Annotated in this window: 17 protein-coding genes; 4 read left to right on the forward strand and 13 right to left on the reverse strand. The window is 70.4% G+C overall.

Going from position 1 to position 19,787, the window contains the following annotated elements:
* Positions 1–101: 101 nt before the first annotated feature.
* Complete coding sequence (gene nadE / locus NR798_RS42915) at positions 102–1,991, reverse strand: NAD(+) synthase (protein ID WP_375768395.1); 1,890 nt, start codon at positions 1,989–1,991, stop codon at positions 102–104.
* Positions 1,992–2,073: 82 nt separating this feature from the next.
* The gene (locus NR798_RS42920; protein ID WP_375768396.1) at positions 2,074–2,733 is read right to left on the reverse strand and encodes an LON peptidase substrate-binding domain-containing protein; all 660 of its coding nucleotides are present in this window, start codon (positions 2,731–2,733) and stop codon (positions 2,074–2,076) included.
* Positions 2,734–2,861: 128 nt separating this feature from the next.
* Between NR798_RS42920 and NR798_RS42925 the strand changes: the two genes are divergently transcribed.
* Positions 2,862–3,431: a YqaA family protein gene (locus NR798_RS42925; protein ID WP_375768397.1), complete on the forward strand. Its 570-nt coding sequence runs from the start codon at positions 2,862–2,864 to the stop codon at positions 3,429–3,431.
* Between the two features lie 34 nt (positions 3,432–3,465).
* On the opposite strand, the gene NR798_RS42930 is transcribed toward NR798_RS42925, so the two are convergent.
* Positions 3,466–5,844 (reverse strand): MASE1 domain-containing protein, encoded by a 2,379-nt coding sequence (locus tag NR798_RS42930; protein ID WP_375768398.1) that lies wholly within the window; start codon positions 5,842–5,844, stop codon positions 3,466–3,468.
* Positions 5,845–6,065: 221 nt separating this feature from the next.
* Here NR798_RS42930 and NR798_RS42935 point away from each other — a divergent pair, with 221 nt between their 5' ends.
* On the forward strand, positions 6,066–6,311 hold the full coding sequence (locus NR798_RS42935) for a hypothetical protein (protein ID WP_375768399.1): 246 nt from the start codon (positions 6,066–6,068) through the stop codon (positions 6,309–6,311).
* On the opposite strand, the gene NR798_RS42940 is transcribed toward NR798_RS42935, so the two are convergent.
* The 4 genes from NR798_RS42940 to NR798_RS42955 all read right to left on the reverse strand — a co-directional run bounded on the left by NR798_RS42940 (position 6,298) and on the right by NR798_RS42955 (position 9,003).
* Positions 6,298–6,972: an HAD family hydrolase gene (locus NR798_RS42940; RefSeq protein WP_375768400.1), complete on the reverse strand. Its 675-nt coding sequence runs from the start codon at positions 6,970–6,972 to the stop codon at positions 6,298–6,300. The two genes, NR798_RS42935 and NR798_RS42940, sit on opposite strands and share 14 nt — an antisense overlap.
* 98 nt (positions 6,973–7,070) lie before the next feature.
* Entirely contained in the window at positions 7,071–7,655 is a 585-nt protein-coding gene (locus NR798_RS42945) for an ExbD/TolR family protein (protein ID WP_375768401.1), read from the reverse strand.
* Between the two features lie 14 nt (positions 7,656–7,669).
* Positions 7,670–8,155, reverse strand: coding sequence for a biopolymer transporter ExbD (locus NR798_RS42950; RefSeq protein WP_375768402.1), 486 nt, complete (start codon positions 8,153–8,155; stop codon positions 7,670–7,672).
* A 107-nt stretch (positions 8,156–8,262) separates the two neighbouring features.
* Positions 8,263–9,003, reverse strand: coding sequence for a MotA/TolQ/ExbB proton channel family protein (locus NR798_RS42955; RefSeq protein WP_375768403.1), 741 nt, complete (start codon positions 9,001–9,003; stop codon positions 8,263–8,265).
* A 299-nt stretch (positions 9,004–9,302) separates the two neighbouring features.
* Between NR798_RS42955 and NR798_RS42960 the strand changes: the two genes are divergently transcribed.
* Positions 9,303–10,115 carry a hypothetical protein gene (locus tag NR798_RS42960; protein WP_375768404.1) on the forward strand — a complete coding sequence of 271 codons (813 nt, stop codon included), beginning with the start codon at positions 9,303–9,305 and terminating at the stop codon, positions 10,113–10,115.
* Between the two features lie 111 nt (positions 10,116–10,226).
* Here the strand turns inward: NR798_RS42960 and NR798_RS42965 are convergent, their stop codons facing one another.
* The 3 genes from NR798_RS42965 to NR798_RS42975 all read right to left on the reverse strand — a co-directional run bounded on the left by NR798_RS42965 (position 10,227) and on the right by NR798_RS42975 (position 14,753).
* Entirely contained in the window at positions 10,227–12,146 is a 1,920-nt protein-coding gene (locus NR798_RS42965) for an ATP-binding protein (RefSeq protein WP_375768405.1), read from the reverse strand.
* Complete coding sequence (locus NR798_RS42970) at positions 12,136–14,112, reverse strand: PAS domain S-box protein (RefSeq protein WP_375768406.1); 1,977 nt, start codon at positions 14,110–14,112, stop codon at positions 12,136–12,138. The genes NR798_RS42965 and NR798_RS42970 overlap by 11 nt, the downstream gene beginning before the upstream one ends.
* A gap of 212 nt (positions 14,113–14,324) precedes the next feature.
* A complete protein-coding gene (locus tag NR798_RS42975) occupies positions 14,325–14,753 on the reverse strand; it encodes a hypothetical protein (RefSeq protein ID WP_375768407.1) in 429 nt (142 codons plus the stop codon).
* A gap of 234 nt (positions 14,754–14,987) precedes the next feature.
* Here NR798_RS42975 and NR798_RS42980 point away from each other — a divergent pair, with 234 nt between their 5' ends.
* Positions 14,988–15,755 carry a protein-tyrosine phosphatase family protein gene (locus NR798_RS42980; RefSeq protein WP_375768408.1) on the forward strand — a complete coding sequence of 256 codons (768 nt, stop codon included), beginning with the start codon at positions 14,988–14,990 and terminating at the stop codon, positions 15,753–15,755.
* Here NR798_RS42980 and NR798_RS42985 read toward each other — a convergent pair.
* From NR798_RS42985 to NR798_RS42995, 3 genes are all read right to left on the reverse strand, one after another.
* A complete protein-coding gene (locus NR798_RS42985) occupies positions 15,682–16,623 on the reverse strand; it encodes an MBL fold metallo-hydrolase (RefSeq protein WP_375768409.1) in 942 nt (313 codons plus the stop codon). The genes NR798_RS42980 and NR798_RS42985 overlap by 74 nt on opposite strands.
* An 83-nt stretch (positions 16,624–16,706) precedes the next feature.
* Positions 16,707–19,244, reverse strand: a complete 2,538-nt coding sequence (locus NR798_RS42990; protein ID WP_375768410.1) for a putative metal-binding motif-containing protein — start codon at positions 19,242–19,244, stop codon at positions 16,707–16,709.
* Between the two features lie 16 nt (positions 19,245–19,260).
* A complete protein-coding gene (locus tag NR798_RS42995) occupies positions 19,261–19,674 on the reverse strand; it encodes a hypothetical protein (protein ID WP_375768411.1) in 414 nt (137 codons plus the stop codon).
* Between the last annotated feature and the right edge of the window lie 113 nt (positions 19,675–19,787).

Genomic DNA, 19,787 nt, shown 5'->3' on the forward strand with positions numbered 1-19,787 from the left:
AAGGCTTGAAACCCAAGACGGGGTGAGCCGGAACCTCGACCGGGAAGCATGCAACCGGGCGAGGCGGGGATGGCGGGGGCTTGGAGCGTGAGCAGATTGCTCTACCCCTTGGTCCAGTCGCTGCTGGTGACGACGGGCAGTTGCAGCGCGCGCTCGCGGTCCAGGTCCAGGTTGCCGATGTGCAGCGACAGCGGCGCCTGCACCCACTTGTAGATGGACTGGAGGAAGAGCCGGATGAACTTCTCCACGTAGCCGCGCAGCCGCGCGCCCTCGACCTCGGGGAACATGGCCTCCAGCGCGGCCTGCATCTCCGAGGGCACCAGCTTCTCGCCGGCGAAGAGGTAGAAGCAGGCATCGAGGATGGGGAAGGGCATCAGCTCCTCCTCGCCCACCTGGTTGTGCGCCAGCTCCGGCCCGGCCGGCTTGGCCAGCACCTTGCGGATGCCCTCGGAGCCCGTCTGCTCCAGCAGGTAGTCCAGCAGGTACATGACGACCGTCTTGGGCACGTTGGCGATGACGGCCAGCGCGCCCATGAGGTCTCCCCCCGTGGTGGTGTAGCCCACGGCGCGCTCGCTCATGTTGCCCGTCTGCAGGAAGAGGCCGCCGCTGGAGTTGGACCAGTTCCACATGCGCTGGGCGCGCAGGCGGGCCTGGATGTTCTGCTCGGTGATGGGCGTCACCTCGGCGCCCGCGAGCATGGTGCGGGCGATGGCCAGCTCGCGCTCGAAGGCCTCCTCGATGGGGACCACCTGGAAGGACACCCCCAGCTCGCGGGCGATGGTCTCCGCGGCCTCGCGGGTGGCGTCGCTGGAGTAGCGGCTGGGCATGTAGAAGGCGCGCAGCAGGCTGCCCGGGTTGTCCGGCCGCACGCGCTTCGCGTAGCGGTGGGCGATGAGCAGGGTGAGCAGCGAGTCCCGGCCGCCCGAGAGCGCGATGCCGATGACCTTGAAGGCGCGCGTCTTCTCGAAGTAGTCGCCGATGCCCAGGGCGAGCGCGTCGAGGATGTCCTCGCACAGGGCCTCGCGGGGAGAGCGGCGCGTGTCGGGCGCTGGGAGGAAGAAGCTGCGGTGCGCGGGCACCGGGTAGCGCAGCTTCTCGCGCCGGCTGGTGAAGGCCGCGGTGCAGTCGATGGTGGGCACCTGCTTGCCGCCCTCGCGCAACCAAGCCTCGCGGTCGCTGCGCCAGGTGGTGTTCTCCGCGCGCAGGCGCAGCGTACGGTCCAGGTCCACCACGGCCGCGGCGAAGCCCTCCTGGAAGCGGGGCTCCTCCAGCACGGGCTTGCCGTTCTGGTTGATGAAGCCACCCCCGTCGAAGATGATGCCGTCGTTGCTGCCCAGCGCGTTGGAGTAGGCGATGGTGCACTGGTGGTCCGCCGCGCGGGTGGCGAGCATCTCGCGCCGGGTGTCGCCGTGGCCCACGCGGAAGGGCGAGGCGGACACGTTCACCACCAACTCCGCGCCCGAGTAGGTGCGCCGGCGCATGGGCGCCTCGGGGCTCCAGATGTCCTCGCACACCTCGGGGGCGAGCAGGCCGAAGTCGAAGCGGAAGAGGTAGTCGCCGAAGGGGACGCCGCGGAACTCCTCGTGCATGCCGGGGTAGCCGCGCGAGAAGGTGCGCCCCTCGTAGAAGATGTTGTAGGTGGGCAGCTTCTCCTTGGGCACCAGGCCGAGGATTCTCCCGCCGGCCACGAGCGCGGCGCAGTTGTAGCGCAGGCCCTGGTGGTTGACCGCGACGCCCACGAGGAACACGGTGGGCAGCGAGCCCGTCTCGCGGGCGAAGCGCTCGAGCTGCGGCCACTGGTGGTCGACGAAGCCCTGCCACTGCACCAGGTCCTCGGGCGGGTAGCCGCCGATGAGCTGCTCCTGGAAGACGCCCACGGTGACGTCATCGGCGGCCATCCGGCGCGCCACGTCGAGCGCCTTGTCCACGTTGCGCCCGAAGGCGCCCACGGTGGTGTTGACGCTGGCGAGCCCAATCTTCACGAGCCGCATGGAACGTGCTCCTCCCTGACGAGTTGGTGGAGCACTAGCAGACGCCCGGCAGGGGCGGCACGCAAGTGATTCGGTGGGAAAGCTAGTTCAACGGCCCCACCGGCTTCACCGGGCTGAGGCGCGCGATGAGCTCACCCACGTCGTCGAGCACGGACTCCAGCCGGGAGCGCACGTCCAGCTCGCACAGCAGCTCCTGGCGCCGCTCCGGCTCCGGGACGACGGCGGCGGCCACCACGTCCGCCAGGGCGCCTCCCTGGGTGCGGGCCACCACGGGCAGCAGGTTCTCCGCGAAGGAGGCGGGTACCCGCCCGGCCAGTTCGAAGACGGCCTGGCGGAGCTGCTCCTCCTCGGGACCCTGGTAGTCACTGTCCGGCAGCAACTGGACCCTCACCTCGCGGTACAGGTGCTGGCTCGGCAGCTCCTCCAGCAGACGGGCACGGGCCACGCCCTGCAGGAGGATGTTGTAGCGCCCGTCCGGCAGCTCCTCGTGCCAGATGATGAGGCCGGCGCACATCATGGGCTGCATGGCAGGCCGCTCGCCGTACTGGCTCTCCCAGCCGGGCTGCAGCTGGGCGAGCGCCATCACCTTGTCCCCGGCGAGCGCGTCTTTCACCAGGGCGCGGTAGCGCGGCTCGAAGATGTGGAGGGGCAGGGCCGCGTGCGGAAAGAGGACCGCCGAGGGCAGCGGGAAGACCTTCAGCGCGTGGGTGGTGAGGGCGATGCGTTCGAGGGCCGTCGTCATGGCAGGGACACCGTACTCCGGTCATAGCGGCCAGAGGAATGCGGCGCATCCCCAGCCGCCAGGCAGGCGTCAGCCCCGGGACGGAAGGCTGGTAAAGTGTCCCCATTCCGCTAGGGTGCGCGGCCGCGATGTCCGACTCGACCCCCGTGACCGCCGCCGCTCCCGAGAAGCTCTCCTGGTACCGCCGCCTCTACCTGCGCGTGGAGGCGCTGGCCTCCACGAAGCACGCCTTGGCCGCCATGCTGCTGGTGTCCGTGGTGGATGGCTCGGTGTTCCCCATTCCACCCTTCGCGCTGCTGGTGCCGATGGTGCTCGCCCAGCCGAAGAAGTGGCTGCGCTACGCGGTGCTGGGCACGGTGGCCAGCCTCTTCGGCGGTTTCATCGGGTACTACCTGGGAGACCTGCTGCGCCAGGGCGCCATCAGCTTCCTGGACATCAACCTGGACGTGCGAATCGAGCGCTTCGGCATCAACGCGACGCTGGGCGAGCTGCTGGGGCAGAACTTCTGGGCGCTCGCGCTGCTGTGCTCCATCCTGCCCACGCCCTTCAAGGTGGTGGCCATCGGCAGCGGCATGGTGGGCGTGCCGCTGGACCGCTTCTTCCTGGCGGCGGTGCTGGGGCGCTCGGCGCGCTTCTTCCTGGTGTCCGGCGTGATGCGCTTCTTCGGGCCCACCGCCCGCAAGTGGCTGCGCGTCTGAGCCGGGCTTCCGGAGCCCGGGCTTGTGGGGCGCTTCAGGCCGCCGACGTGGTGGCCAGCGCCTCGTCAATGGTGGCCAGCAGCTCGTCGGGCCGCACCGGCTTCTCCAGGATCCGGTTGCGCACCGAGCGCACGAAGTCGCGCGTGGCCTGGGTGTAGGCCCCGCCGGAGATGAAGACGAGCCGCTCGGCCAGCTCCGGCACGTTGGCGCTCAGGTGGGCGTAGACGTCCATGCCCGTCGTCCCCGGCATCTGCAAATCACACAGCACCAGGTCGAAGCGCTGACCCTCGTTCACCCACGCGAGGGCCTCGGCGCCGCGCGTGGTGACGAACACGTCGTGCGTGGGCTCGATGAGCATGCGCATGGACTGGGCCAGGCGCGGCTCGTCGTCGATGATGAGGATGCGTCGGCGCGGCGCGGCCGCCGGTGCGGGCGTGGCGGCCCGGGGCAGGGGCGTCTTCGCGGGCCTGCTCTCGGCGGAGGGCAGCAGCACGGTGAAGCTGGAGCCCTTGCCTTCCTCACTGCTCACACGCAGCTCACCGCCGTGCGCCTGGATGATCTGCTGACAGATGGCGAGTCCCAATCCGGTACCCTCCCCCCATGACTTGGTCGTGAAAAACGGATCGAAGATGCGCGCCCGCACGGCCGGGGACATGCCACAGCCGGTGTCGGACACCTCTACCAGGGCGCGGCCCGAGTCGTCGCGGCCGGTGCGCACACGCACCTCGTGGTGCTCCGGGTCGCCCTCGGGTATGGCCTGCAGCGCGTTGACGAGCAGGTTGAGCATCACCTGGCCCAGCCGCGCCTCGCTGCCCAGCACCTTGGGGGGCTGGCCGAAGTCCTCCACCAGCCGGGCCCGGGGCCGCACCGCATGGGCCGCCATGCGCAGCGCGGGCACCACCACCTCGTTGACGTCCAGCATCGCCCGCTCCTCCCCCTGCTGCCGGCTGAACACCTTCAAATCGCGCACGATGACGCGGATGCGCTCGGCGCCCTCGCGGGCACTCTCCAGGCTGGCCCGGGCCTCGGCGAGCCCCTCGGGCCCCCGGGTCAGACTTTGTGCCACGCCCTCCAGGTTCAGCATCAGGTAGGCGAGCGGATTGTTGATCTCATGACCGACGCCGGCGGCCAGCGTGCCCACCGCGGCGATGCGCTCGGCGGACACCAGCTTCGCCTGGAGCTGCTTCTGCGCGGTGATGTCGCGGTGGGTGGCCACGAAGTACGCCACCTCGCCGTCCCCGTTGCGCACCGGGGACAGCTGCATCTCGCTGTGCACGCGCGAGCCGTCCTTGTGCACCAGCACCACCTCGCCGCGGAAGAAGCCGCCCTCGCGCAGCGCCAACAGCAGCCGCGGGTGCGCCTCCGGCTCCATGCCGTCCCCGCACAGCTCCTGCGGCGCGCGGCCCGCCAGCTCCTCCTGGGACCAGCCCACCATGGCGCGGAAGGACTCGTTGGCGTACACCAGCCGGAGGCCCTCGCCCGGGCGCAGCTCGCAGATGAGCACGCCCTCCTGCACGCTGCGCACGGCGGTGGCCAGCAGCTCCAGCTGGGCACTGGCCACCTTGCGCTCGGCGCGGGAGGCCGCCAGCAGCAGCCCGGTGAAGGCGACGGTGGCCAGGAAGAGCTGCAGCTCCAGCAGGTCCACCGCCCGCCCGTGCTCCGTCGAGAAGAACGGCCCATGGCCCGTGGCGGTGCCCCAGATGGACGCCCCCGCGATGACGAGCGTGGAGAGCGCCGCCCCCTGCGCCCCGAAGCGCAGCGCCGCCCACACCCCCAGGGGGTAGAGGAGGAACACCTGGGCATGGGCCAGCGGCGAGCCCCGTTCGCCCCCGATGAAGGTCCACAACACCACCCCGAGCGTGAGCACCGCCAGCCCCAGCGCCTCGCGCCAGCGCGGCTCCGCGTGCAGCCGGGAGAGCAGCAGCAACGCCGGCGCCACCACCAGGGCCCCCATGGCGTTGCCCAGCCACCACACCCACGCCGTCAGGACGAAGCCCGCCCCGTCCACCTGCTTCGTCACCATCAGGCTGAGCGCGCCCAGCGCGGCGCTGGCCAGCGTGCACGTGGCCGCCGTGGTGGCGAGCGCCAGCACGTCCTGCGTCCGGGAGAGCGTGGGAGAGAACCCCAGGCGCCTGAGCAGCAGCGCGCCCAGCACCGCCTCCAGCGTGTTGCCCACGGCCATGGCCAGCGTCGCGGCGGGAGGCGCCGAGCCGAACCACAGGATGGAGGCGAAAGCCGCCACGAAGACGGCCGGCCAGCGGGACACCCCGAGGAGGACCAGGCCCGCCAGCGCCACGCCGGTGGCGGGCCACACCGGGCTCGCGGCGCCAGCAATGGTCGCCTGCGTCAGCCCGAGCCAGCAGGAGGCGAAGTACACGACCGCCAGCGCGAGCATCTCGGCGATACCCCGCATGCCGGATGGCGACGAGCGGTCGAGGCGCTGTGGATGCGGCTGAATGGCGATGCCCCCCGTGTTGACGCGCCATGCTACCCCGCCCGGCACGTGCGGAAAATGTCCTCCGGGCTCGCGCCCTTGCCCACCCGACACATGAGCGGGCGGAGTTCACTCCCCGTCGTTGGGGTGCAATGGACCGGCGCGGCCTCCGTAGGGAAGGACAAGGAGGCAACACGAGAATGTCCCGCCCTGGTATCGCCGCTGTGCTGTCGTTCTTCATCCCCGGTGTGGGTCAGCTCTACAACGGGGACATCCTCCGGGGTCTCTTCTGGCTCATCATCACCCCGGGCTTCTGGCTGGGCACGGGTGGATTGCTCGGCTGGGTGTGCCACTTCATCGCCGCGGCCACGGCGCACAACCGCGCCGAGGACAAGGAGCGGGCCGCCCGGGCCAGCGCCTTCCCCCACCGCGTCAAGGTCGTGTAGCGGCGCGGGGCGCGCTCGAGAGGGCCTGGAGCAGCTCGTCCGCGGTGTGGGCGAGCGCCCGGGCCCCATGCGCCTGGAGCTCCTCCACGTCGCGGAAGCCCCAAGTGACGCCCACGCCGTACATGCCGGCGGCGCGCGCGGTGTCCATGTCCACCGCCGTGTCGCCGATGAAGGCGCAGTCCCCGGGCCCCACGCCCAGCTCGGCGGCAATCCCGAGCGCCGCCGTGGGGTCCGGCTTTCGCGGCACCCCGGCCCGCTCGCCGTAGACGACGCCAAAGCGCACCTCCGGCAGCAGGGCCTCCACCAACCTGCGGGTGGCCGCGTCGGGCTTGTTGCTCAGCACCGCCAGCTTCACGCCCTCGTCCTGCAGGCGGGCGAGCACCTCGCGCACCCCGGGGTAGGGGTGGGTGTGGTCCAGGAGGTGCTCGGCGTAGAAGGCCTTGTAGGCGGCCAGCACCGGCTCGTGGCTGTCCTCGAGGCCCGGGGGGACGGCGCGGGACACCAGCACCCGGACGCCCTCGCCCACGAAGCGGCGGTAGTCGGCCAGCGGGTGGACGGGCAGGCCGTGGGTGGCGAGCGCGTGGTTCATCGCCGCGCCGATGTCGCGCAGCGAGTCCAGCAGGGTGCCATCCAGGTCGAAGAGCGCGGCGCGCAGGTGCATGGGCATGTCCCCTGGAAACACCAACGCCCCGGCCCGGACAAGTCCGGAGCGCGGGGCGTGGGCTCTTCCGGGCACTCTGGCCCGGAGGGTGCGGCGGATTACGGGGTGGCGGCGGCCGTGGGCGGCTCGGCGCCGGCCTCGCCCTTCTGCAGGGTGGCGAAGTTGATGTTGTTGTAGCCCGCGCTGGCGCAGCTGAACATCACCCGCTTGATGATGGAGAACTCCACGTCCTTGTGGGCCTGGATGTTCACGTCACCCTTGAAGGCGTTGCTGTTGCCCTCGGCCATGGTGTGGAGGTCCTCGAACTGCTTCTTCATGTCCCGCAGCTTCTCCTCGAGAGCGGGAATGTTGAGGTACTCCTCCTTCACGAGATCCTGCACCCGGCCCACCACGTTGCCGGAGATGGTGACCTCGTCGCCGGAGACCATCACCACCGGGTTCATCTCCATTTCCTTGACGTTGACTGCCTCGGGCAGCTGGATGTCCTTGGTCATCATCAGCACCTCGCCCGTCGCCGAGAAGTTGGCGATGAGGAAGAGCACGATGATGACGAACATGTCGACCAGCGGGGTGATGAGCACGTCCGCGTTGCCGCCGTGCTTGCCGTGGTGGGCACCGTGGCCGAACACCTTGGAGTGTTGCAGCCGCTTGCCGTAGCGCTTGCCGGGAACCTTGATGGCCATGGTGGATGCTTTCCCTAACCCATGATGGCGGACACCGAGACCTGGGGCAGGCCGGCGCCGATGCACTGGTCGATGATGCGCACCAGGTCCTCGTAACGGACCTTGTCCTCGGTCTGCAGCGTGATGGCCGCCTGATCCGGGAACTGCGCCTTGAGCTCCTTGAAGCGGGCAATCAACGGCGCCAGGTCCAGCTTGCCGTTGGCACCGCGCTTGGCCTCGATGGGCGGGAACTCACTCTGGTCCGCCGCGAGCCGCAGCTCGGTGGGCGTGACGAACAGCGTCAACTGGACCGTCTTGGTCTGCTCTTCCTGCTTCTGCTCTTCCTCGGTGGCCGGACCGCCGGCCTGAGCCACCTGGAGCCGGCCAATCTGGGTCCAGACGGCCGTCATGATGAGGAAGCTGATGGTCACCGCCATCAGGTCGATGAAGGGGGTGAGGTTGATGGCAACGTCGAGTGACTTCTTGCCTTTACCTCCCCCGAGATCCATTCCACCGGCCATGGCACTCTCCTTCCGCCCGCGCTCGCTACGACGTTCAACGAAGAAGGGCGCGCGTCATACCCACCGACAACGCGCCCGGATTCCAGGTTCCCTGCAGGAGTGAACTTCTACTCCTCGGAGTCCCGGGCGGAGGCGGAGACGGTGGCGTTCTTGAACTTGTCGCGGTTGTTCACGATCAGGTTCAGCACGGCCACGCTCGTCTCGTTGATGTCGTTGACGATGGAGGTGGCGCGGCCCGACAGGATGGAGAAGGCCACGACGGCGGGGATGGCCGTGAGCAGCCCGAAGCCGGTGCAGTTCATGGCTTCGGAAATACCGTTGGCGAGAATGGTCGCCTTGTCGGCCGGGTTCACGTTGGCCACGGCCTCGAAGCAGGCGATCAGACCGGACACCGTGCCGAGCAGACCGGCGAGCATCGCCGCGTTGCCGAGCATGGCGAGGTAACCGGTGCGGGCCTCGATCTTCGGGGTCTCGCGCAGGCTGGCCTCGTCCAGGGCGGCCTGGACCTCCTCCTCGCCCTTGGGAACGTTCATCAGGCCGGCCTTGATGACCTGGGTGAGCGGCGTCTGCTTCTGGCCGGCCACGTAGTTGATGGCCTTGTCCAGGTCACCGGCGTAGATGTGCTTCTTGAGCCCGCGCAGGAAGGCGTCCTTGTTGATGGACGCCTTGCCGAACAACATGATGCCGCGCTCGATCATGATGGCCAGCGCGAACACCAGGCAGACGGCGATGGGATACATACCCCACTGACCCGCCTCCCAGCGCTTGGCAATCTCCTCGAAGAGGCCGCGCTCGGGACCGCCGGCATTGGCGAGGATGGTCAGATTCGTCAAAAACCCCGTGTTCATCGCTTTATGGCCTCCAGAGAGGGGCTGCCCGACATGGCGGGCCTAGCCAGCCGGGGGGTTTGACCGCATGGACTCCCACGCGGTTCCCTTGCCGGGAATGGCATGAATTGGAGCCGGACTTTAGGAACGCATCTCCAAGAGTGTCAAGGCACACCCAGTGCTCTTAGTTGCTGAAATCCCACGGGAATTTTGCGATCGGACACCGCCAGGACGGCTGGTCTGGTGGCGAACGAACGGTTCATTTCGCGCTGCGTCGCCTGCTTGACGGACCGGGGGGGCGGGGCTAAGGGCGGCCGATCATGGCCCGAAAGCGGATCGGCGAGCTGCTCCTGGAGAGGGGGGCGATCACCGCGGCCCAGTTGGAAGCGGCGCTCCAGGCGCAACAGCGGACCCACCAGCGGTTGGGAGCCGCGCTCGTGTCGTTGGGCGCCATCACCGAGAAGACCCTGGCCCACGCGCTGAGCGAGGCCCTGGGCGTGCCCGTCATCGACCTGGGCACCCGGCCCCCGGACTGGAGCGCCATCCACCTGCTGCGCTCGCGCTTCTGCGAGCAGCATGACCTGTTTCCCGTGGCCCTGGAGAGCGTGGGGGGGCGCCGGCTGCTGGTGGTGGCCATGGCCGACCCGCTCGACGCCGCGGGCCTCCAGGAGATGGAGTTCACCACGGGCCTGAAGGTGAGCCCCCGGGTGGCGCCGCTGTCCGCCGTACGCACCGCCATCCAGCGCTACTACCACCGGCCGGCTCCGGCCCCCGCCCAGGCCCCGGAGCCCATTCCGGACGCGCTGGAGGACGACATCGAGGAGATCATCGTCGGCGAGGAGCTGCCCCCCGGGGAGACGACGCGCCGCGTCTCGCTCGAGCAGCTCATCCAGGAGCGCGAGCAGGAGCGGCGGCGCAAGCGCGGCCAGGCCCGGCCCGCTGGCGCGAAACCTGCTGGGGACGTCAGCGCCGCGCTGGACTCGCTCTTCGGCGACTCGGCTCCTGCCGAGCCCGTGGACCGGGTGGAGGAGCTGGAACGCAAGTTCTGGGCCCTCATGCGCATCATGGCCCGCAAGGGACTCCTGACGAACGAGGAGTTCACCCGCGAGCTCGATGATGAGTCCGAGGGCTGAGTTGCGCCACGGGTAGGAACCCGGGGTCCTGGCACCCTCACCCCGGGGGGCTTGCCCCCCCTTTGAACGACGGGGGGCTCCTCTCCCGGGGGGGAGAGGGGAAGTTGAGGGTCAGTCCGCGAGCGGCAGGCGCACGGTGAAGGTGGTGCCCTGGCCCAGCTCGCTCTCCACGCCCAGCCGGCCCCCGTGCTTCTCCACGATCCGCTGCACGATGGAGAGCCCCAGCCCCGTCCCGTTGCCCTCCGTCTTCGTCGTGAAGAACGGCTCGAAGATGCGCGACAGGTGCGTCGGCTCGATGCCGCTGCCCGTGTCCTTCACCCACACCACCGCCTCGCGCCCCTCCCGCCGCGTCCGCAGCATCACCTGCCCGCCCGGCTTCATCGCGTGGCACGCGTTGGTGATGAGGTTGACGAACACCTGCTCCAGGTTGGCGGGCACCGCGGGCAACGGCGGCATCTCCCCGTAGTCGCGCTCCACCTTCACCTTCGACTGCGTCAACACGTGCTCGCAGTAGCCCACCGCCTTGTCCACCAGGGCGTTGAGCTGCACCCGCTCCACCTTGTCCTTCGCCGGCCTCGCGTACGACGTCAGGTCCCTCGTGAAGCGCAAAATCCGCTGCCCGCTCTCCAATATCTTCCGCAGCTTCTCCGAGTCCGCCGCCCCCGCGCTCCCCATCATCATCGCCCGCTGCAGCAGCGACTCCGAGTACGCCACCACCGCCGTCATCGGGTTGTTGATTTCATGCGCCACGCTCGCGGCCAGCTTCCCCATGGACGCCAGCTTCTCCGCGTGGATGACCCGCTGCTCCAGCTGCGCCACCACCGTCACGTCCTGGCCGATGGCCATCACCCCCTCCACCTCGCCCTGCGAGGTGAGCGCCGACGAGGTGGCGAACGAGACGCGCGCCTCCCCCGCGCGCGTACGCAGCCGCAGCTCGAAGTTGGGCACCGCCTCGCCCCGCATCGCCGCCGCCAGCACCGAGGCCAGCCGCAGGTGCTCGTCCTCGGGCACCAGCGAGAAGACGTCCTGCCCCAGCACCTCCTCCTTGCTGAAGCCGGTGAGGCGGCTGATGGCCTGGTTGAAGACGACCACCTTCTTGTCCCGGTTGGCCACCAGGATGAGGGCGTTGGCCTTCTCCAGCAGCTCCTCCAGGTACTTGCGCACGAACGTCAGCTCGTCGATGAGCTTGGCGTTCTTCACCGCCACCGCCACCTGGTTGGCCAGCTGCACCAGCACGCGCTCGTCCTGCAACGGGTCCGGCTCATCCCGCAACGAGGCCGGGTACTCCAGGTTGATGACGCCGTAGAGCTGCCCGCTGGCCACCAGCGGCGCGCTCACCCCACCCGTGCTGCCCTCGAAGAGCAACGGCACCAGCGCGGCCACCACCACCTTGCCCACCGGAATGGACGCCGCCGTCAGGTGCATCTTCTCCACCGCGGTGCGCTTGAGCACCAGCGGCTCGCGGGAGCCCTCCTTCAATCGCCCCTCGGCGTACAGGCTCGTCAGCCCACCGGTGCGCGCGTCGATGATGCGGATGCAGAAGGCCCGCCCGGGAAACAGCTCCTTCACCCCGCGCGCCACCGCCGCCACCAGTTCCTCCTCGCTGCCCGCCTCGGCCACGCTGCGCCCCAGGTCCAGCAGCACCCCCTCCGTGCGCGCCTGCTCCAGCAGCGCCTGCTCCACCACCACCAGCTGGCCGCGCATCAGCTCCGACTCGCGCCGCCCCACCACCGAGATGGACTCGCCCCGCCGCGCCAGCTCCATCACCACCACCCCGCCCTGCGGCAGCGGCACCTCCACCACGCACGCCGCCCCGTCCTCGGGCATCCGCGCCTGCCCCAGCCCCTCCATCATCTGCTCCACCGTCAGCCCATGGTCGAAGCAGAAGCGCGCGAACGCGCTGTTGCCCAGCTTCAGGCACAGCTGCGTGTCGCAGAGCGCCGCCGGCAGCTCCACCGTCTCGAAGAAGGCACGAAAGGCCTCGGCGGAGGGGCTCTCCGGCACGGGCAGGCGACGCGACTCAGTCGTCATGGGAGCTGGCTTTGTCGAGGTCCAATATCTGCTGGGACCCCATGTAGGCTTTCGTCTCGTAACGCGTGATGCGGCCGATCTTCCGGACGATCTCCGCCATGCGCTCGGCCTCGCGGTAGATGATGTCCACCGGCTTGTAGGAGGTGTCCTCCTCCTTCAGCCTGCGCTTGAGCAGCTCCGCGTAGCCCATCACCGAGGTGAGCGGCTGGTTGAGCTCGTGGGCGGCGGTGCCCGCCAGCGCGACGATGACCGCGTTCTTCTCGCTCTCCTCCAGGCGCGTCTCCACGTCCGACAGCTTGCGCTCCAGCTCCATGCGGTCGCGCAGGTCCGTGAAGATGCCCACGCTGGCCACCTCGCGGCCGCCCTCGTAGACGATGGAGGCCGTCATGTTCACCGGCACCAGCTGCCCGGTGCGGTTGACGACGTCCTGGCGGCACACCGACAGCCGCCCGCGCCCGCCGTGCTCGGTGCCGCGCAGCTGCGTCATGATGCGCTGGGCCACCCCATTGGGGTAGAGCTGGTTGACGTGCATGCCGCTCAACGCCTGCGGCGCGCCGTAGCCGAAGAGGGCCTCGGCCCCCTTGTTGAAGAGGATGATGCGGCCCTGCATGTCCGCGGCGACGATGGCGTCCACCGAGGAGTCGATGAGCCGCTCCAGGAAGTCCTTGGTGTGGCGCAGCTCGTCGGCCAGCTGGCGCGCCTGCGTCACGTCCCGGAAGGAGAGGATGATGGCCCGGCGGCCGTCCTCCAGCGGCGCCGCCGAGAGGCTCAGCGTGAGGCGCCGGCCATCGGGCGCGCGCACCATCAGGTCCACGTCCGAGCGCGACTCGCCGCGCCGGGCCGCCGTCACCAGCTCCATCAGCACCGACTCGTCCAGCGGCTGCGTCACGTCCACCAGGTGGCGGCCGTACGCGCTCTCCGAGGGCGTCGCCAGGATGGCCTCGCCCGCAGGGTTGAGGCTGAGCACGCACGCCTTGTCGTCGAGGATGGCCACGCCCTCGCGCACGTTGGCGAAGAAGAGGTGGTACGTCTCGAGCGAGGCCGCCTTGGCCTCCGCGGCGATGCGCGCCGACATCTCGCGCTCGGTCTGCCCGCGCACCGTCTGCAGCAGCGAGGCGTTGCGCAGCGCCACCGCCGTGGCGTGCGCCACCGTGTTGAGGAAGTCGATCTCATCCGGCGCGAAGGTGCGCCGGTCCCCGCCCGAGGCCCTCAGCAGCAGCACCCCGCGCACCTCGCCCCGGATGTGCAGCGGCAGCGCCGCGAGCGCCTGGATGCCTCGCGCGGCCACCTCGTTCTGCACCCCCTCCAGCAACGGGTGGTGGGAGGCATCCTCCACGATGACCGGCTTGCCCGTGCGCGCCGCCTCACGCACCTCCGGGTAGCGGTCCAGGTCGATGCGCAGGTCCTCCAGGTTGGGAGCGTCGCTGGCGGCCACCACACGCGCGCCCTCTCCCAGCCTGTCCAGCATCACCAGCGCCGCGCGGCTGACGCCGAGCCGCTCGGCCAGCCTGCGCGTGACGTCATGGAGCAGCGCCTCCACGTCGAAGCTCTCGGCGTAGTCCGCGGTGAGCTCCACCAGCAGCGACAGGTCCTGCTGCCGCCTCATGAGCTCCTGGCGCTCGCGGTGGCGCTCGGCGACACGCCGCAGCCTCCAGGCGAGCTCGTAGGGCTCGCCCCCGGCCGTCATCACCTCCGCGGGCTTGAGCGACTCCAGCAGGGCGAAGGACTGCTCCCCCGGCTCCACCAGGGCCACCAGCGAGAGCCGGGCCCCGGCGGGCGTGGCGAGCAGCGTGGAGAGGGCGGAGGTGCCCTCCGGCGTGGTGAGGTCCACCAAGCCGAGGGTGGCCTGCTCCGGCGTCTCCACCACCCGCAGGCCGGCCTGGGCGGCGGCGCGAGCGAGCGGCTCGCGCGCGGCCGAAGCCGCGGGCACCAGGACGACACCGAGGAATGGCTCACGAGAGGACACGGCTCGACTCTACCCCGGGTCCTGCCTCAGGGGCAGTCCACGACCCGGGTGACCCTGTCCGGTGCCCAACCGCGGGCCCGCCACCCCCTCGAAACCGGGGGCTTTTTCCACCGGGCGTACGGGCCCCGGGCGCACCCAAACACGAACGCCCCGGCCACAAGGGCCGAGGCGTCGGGGAACAGCCTGGGGATTCAGCGCCGGGCACGTCCTGCTCAGCCGCGGCCGTAGGGGCCCCGGTGCGAGGGGACCCAGACCCACTCCTGCACCGGCTGGTAGTAGCCCTCCACCCAGCGCTTCTCGTAGTGGCCGCCCTCGCACTTCGTCACGTTGCGGCGCGGCCGGTACCGGCAGTCCCGCTCCACCCAGACCTGCTCGTAGTGGCCCGGCACGAACTTCTGGACCGTTTGGAGCTCATAACGCCCCGACTGACGCGGCCGGTTGGAGCGCGGGGGCTGGGCCGGAGGAGGCGTCGGCGCCGGGTGGTAGCAGCCCCCGGTGTGGAGGTGCTGTCCGCCGTGGGAAGGCTGGCCCACCGGCGAGGCGTCGTGACGGCCCCACTGGGAGTCATCGGCCCGTGCGGCCACCGGGGCCAGGAGCAGTGCGGAGAGAGCCAGGGTGAAGAGTCCGTGCCGAAGCATCATGGTCTTATCCTCCCAATCGTTCTTGCTCCTTCTGACGGGCGCCCCCCCGGATTGATTCAATCCAGGACCCGCTCCCGGGGGAGACACCGTGTCACGAGGCCCCGGGGCCTCCCCGACAAGCTGGCAGCCTCGCCGCCCCTCCCGGGCCTCCTTCCGGGCGGGACTCCGCGGGCCCGCCGCGTGCACACTCCCGGCCGGGGCGCGGCGTGCCCGGGCCACCGGAGCCAGGACGCGATGAGAACGGGACTCCTCTTGATGGCCTGCGGCGGCGCCAGCCTGGTGCTCGCGTTGCTCCTGGGCTCCGCCGCCGGGAGCTGGGCGCTCGCGTGGTTCGGCGTCAGCTTCCTCGGAGTGGGCGGGGCCTACCTGCGCCGCGGAACGGGGCTGCTCGGCAAGCGCCAGGATGGCTCTCTGGCATGGGGCCCGGTGCTGCTGCTCCTGCCCTACTTCCTCTTCGCCTGGACGGTGTGGCACGTGCGGCGTGTGCTCTCGCGGCAGCCGTGCTTCCACGAGGTGGCCCCGGGACTCCTCCTGGGACGCCGCCCCTTCGCGCACGAGCTGCCGCCCGCGGTCTCCCTCGTCGTGGATCTGACCTCGGAGTTCGCCGAGCCGCGCGAGGTCCGCACCCGGGCGCGCTACCTCTGCCGCCCGGTGCTGGACACGTGCGCGCCGGACGAGGACACGCTGCTGGCCATCGTCGGCGCCGTCCTCGCGGAACCCGGGCCGGTGTACGTCCACTGCGCCAACGGCCACGGCAGATCCAGCACCGTCGCCGCGGCCATCCTCCTGGCCCGGGGCCACAGCCCGGACGTGCACGGCGCCGAGCTGCACCTGCGGCGTGCACGTCCCGGCGTGAAGCTCCACGCCGAGCAGCGGGAGGTGCTCGTGCGCACCGCCCCGCGGCTCCGGGAGCTTGCAACGGGACGCCCTACTTCTTCGGCTCCTCCGGCTTCTTCGCCGGCTCCGGCTTCTGCCCGCTCAGGCTCTGGTACGCGACCGTGAGCCACTGCTCCGGCTTCAGGAAGCCATCGCCCCACGTCTTGTACTTCTCGGGCATGCCCTCGGCCTTCACCTGCTCGAGCGTCTTGCCCGCGGCCAGCTTCCCCTTCACCAGGGACACCGTGTCGCGAAGCATCTGCGCGAAGGTCTCGAGCTGCTCGCGCCCGCTGAGCGCACCATGGCCCGGGATGATCTTCACGCCGGCGGGCAGCGTCTGCAGCACCCGCTCCACGTTGCGCAGGTAGCCCTCCAGCGAGCCCCCACTCTCCAGGTCGATGAAGGGGTACTTGTCCCCAGTGAACTGATCTCCCAGGTGCAGCACGTTGGAGCCGGTGAAGTACACCATGCTGTCGCCATCCGTGTGGCCCGTGGGCAGGTGCGTCACCTGGATCTCCTCACCGTTGAAGAAGATGGAGATGCCCTGGTCATAGGTGATGACCGGCAGCGCTTCCTTGGGCGCGGGCGGAATCTTCATGCCCATCGCCGCGCTCTCCAGCCCGTTCATCAGCCGCGTGCGCACGTGCTTGTGCGCCACGATGGTGCCCTCGCGGCCGAAGGCGGCGTTGCCACCCGTGTGGTCGAAGTGCCAGTGCGTGTTCAGCACGTACTCGGGCGCCTTGACCTTGCCCTTGGTCAGCTTGCCGAGCTCCGCGCGAATCTTCGGCACCAGGGGCGCGAACTGGTCGTCCACGATGAGGACGCCGTCCGGGCCCACCGAGACGCCGATGTTGCCGCCGGCACCCTCGAACATGTGCACGTTGCCCGACACCGGCATGGACTTCACCTGCACCTTGGCGAGCGAGGCTTCGTCGAACTGGGCGGACGCCACGCCGGGCAGGACCAACAACGCGGAAACGAGGAGCTTCTTCATGGGGAGCGTTCCATTCGAGTTGGAGACGCTCCACACCATATGCCCGGCGGACGGACCGCTCCAGGACTCGCGGTGCCCGCCGGCTACGGAGGGCAGCTGGCCGTGGCCGCCGGGCTGATGATGGCTCCCGCGGGAATGGAGGAGCAGCTCGTCACGCCTCGCAGGAGGATGCGGCCGGCGGCACCACCGCCACCGCCTCCGGCACCATGCGTGCTGCCAGAGCCCGTCCCATCGAGACCATCGCCGGGACCGGTACTCCCCGCCGCTCCCGCGCCCCCCGCGCCTCCGTCAACCGCGGTGCCGTCACCGCCCGCCACCGCGATGGCGGTCTGCGTGCTCCCATCCGCACCAGCGGTTCCCGGGGATTGCGTCCCGCTCTGAGCATCAGAGCCCTCCCCGCCCGCTCCGCCATTCGCGGTGACCCGGGCGGTGGACTCGACCACGAGAGTGCCGGCTTCGAGCACCAGCATTCCTCCGCTACCGCCGCCACCGCCACCCGCCGCGTTGTTGACGGTGGCATCGCCGCCGCCACCGCCAGCGCCACTCACGGACACCACGCTCCCCAGCGTCAGCGTGCCCGCCACCGAGAGTTGCAGCGACCCACCGCCAGGGCCTCCCTCGCCCGGGGTCGTGCCCGTGATGCCGCCCCCCGCCCCACCCTGGCAGCCCCCCTCCAACGGAGAGAAACCGCCTGTCACCAGAGCGCTCCCCTTCGCGCCCCTGGTCGCAGTGGCGCCGCCGTCCTCGGCGCCGCCGAGGCCCCCCTCCGTCGCGAGACCACCGCCTCCGCCTCCGCCTCCATCATTCCCGCTGAGACTCCCCGCCCCGCCCGTCCGTGCCGAGCACCCCACCCCGCTCCCCGCTCCCACCCGCGACGCCCCACGCGCCGAGTGGGCCAGGAGTTCCGCGTTCAGCGTGGCATCGCCATACACCGCCAGGATGACGGGCCGCGTGCCCACCACCCGCAGGGGTGCATTCAGGGACAGGTGGCGGACCGCGAGCACCACGTTGCCCCCCGTCACCACGTGCGTGGGCGGAGTGAAGCTGCACCCCGGAGCGAACGTCCACGACGGCGTGCCCGAGGAATCGAAGGTGGCATCGCACGTGACGTCCAGGTCGTCGATGGGGTTGGACGCGATGGCCACCGGATCGAAGTTGTTCGTGACGGCGTAGGTGAACCGCAACGGCTGGCACTCGCCATCCGCATCGCAGGTGCCCGCGTTCCCGCCCTGGCGGCAGACCTTGCCCACCTGCGCGGCGACCACACTGAACTGGCACTTGCCATCGGCGGAACAGACCGGGAGGGCCTCCTTGCAGACGCTCGGCGCGGTGCAGCTGATCGTGCCGTCGCAGGCCCCCGCGCCATCGCACCGGTCCGACGTGGTGCAGTCCTTGCCATCATCACACGCCGCCGACGGAGGCTTGGGATCGTAGCTGCACGAGCCCGACGAGGGATTGCAGGTGCCGATGTCCGCGTGGCACTGGTCCGGCGGCCCGTTGCACGTCTTCGCCGTGCCCGTGCACGTCCCGCCGCCGTTGCACTTGTCATCGAGGGTGCACTTGTTTCCATCGTCGCAGGCCGCCGAGGTGGGCCGGGGGGCGTACTCGCACGCGCCCGTCGCCTCCTTGCAGGTGCCCGCCGCCTCGCGGCACGTGTCGGGCGGCGTGTTGCAGGGATTCGCCGTGCCCGCGCACGTCCCGCTGCCGTTGCACCGGTCAGCGAGGGTGCACTTGACGCCATCGTCGCAGGACGCCGTGGTGGGCAGAGGCGCGTAGTCGCACTCGCCCGTCGCGGCGACGCAGGTCCCCGTCTCCGCGTAGCACTGGCCCGGCCGCGCGGTGCACGTCTTCGCCGTGCCCGTGCACGTCCCGCTGGCGTTGCACGTGTCGCCGCTGGTGCACTTGCTGCCATCATCACAGGCCACGCCGGCGGTGACCGGATAGACGCAGGTGCCCGTGCCGCACGTCCCCGCGCCATGGCACTGAGCCGGCTGGTCGCAGGCGCTGTTGCAGCAGATGCCCGCCACGCAGAAGCCCGAGCCGCACATGTCATCGCTCGTGCAACCGCCGCCGTTGCACTCCTGCTTGCCGTCGCAGTCGAAGTCGGTGTTGAGGTTGGCGGCCCCGTCGCACACCGCCGTGGCGCCGGGGTGCACCGCGTCCCGGCCATCGTTGCAGTCCGTGCCCTGGATGGCACTGTCACCCGGAGCGCGCGCGGCGTAGCCGTCCTTGTCCACGTCCTGCGCCAGCAGCTCGAGCGCCGCCGGCACGGAGCCCTCGGCGGGCAGCGTCACCGCCGAGGCCAGTTGCCGCGTCTCGATGGCGGTGTCCGTGCAGTCCGCCGTGGCGTAGGAGGCCACCTGGACCTGCACCTGCGGGCTCCAGCTCTTCTCGCGGTACACGGCGAGGATGAGCGTCCGGTCCTCGTCCGTGGCGAGCTTGGACTGGGTGATGAGCTCCTCACTCTTGCGCTCCGGGGCCGCCGCATCCGAGGCGGTCACCCGAAGGCAGCGCGGGGTATAGCCCGGGTACTTGACCGTGAGGGCCACCGCGCTGTCCGTCACCTTGTCCGAACAGGCGGCGAGGAGCAGCAGGCATCCGACAATCCATGCATGACGCATGGACGCGGAGCCTACCTCATTCCTGGGGCTGCTGCGGGGCCGACTCGCCCTCCGGTGCGGCCTCGGGCTCCACCGGCACCGTCCAGAACGCGTAGCCACCCTGCACGCCCGCGGGCAGCACCACCTCCACCAGGGGATTCTCCGCGAGCAGCTCCGGCGTCACCGGCAGCTGGACGAGGCCATTCGCATCGCTCGTCGCCACGACGCGGCCGCGGCCCAAGGTCATGATGACCCGGGCTCCCGCGATGGGCTTCTCCGTCTCCGGCTCCAACAGGCGCACCGTCGCCTCCCCCTTGTCCTTGGCCGCCTGCGGCTTCATCGCGGCCATGTCGGGCGGCAGCACCTGCCGGTAGTAGGGACGCAGCGCGCAGGCCGACAACAGGCCGAGGGACAGCACGGCAAGGCACAACAGGGGACGCATCGGACGCATGGGGGACTCCATCCAGCCAGACAGGGGCACGAGGGAGGCGCAGCATACCGGCCAGCCCCGAGCCGCCAAGCCCCGTCACGCTCGCCCGGACGCCTGCCCTCCCGTGGGGCTGT

Source organism: Archangium gephyra, from assembly GCF_042230915.1.
GTDB lineage: Bacteria > Myxococcota > Myxococcia > Myxococcales > Myxococcaceae > Archangium > Archangium gephyra_B.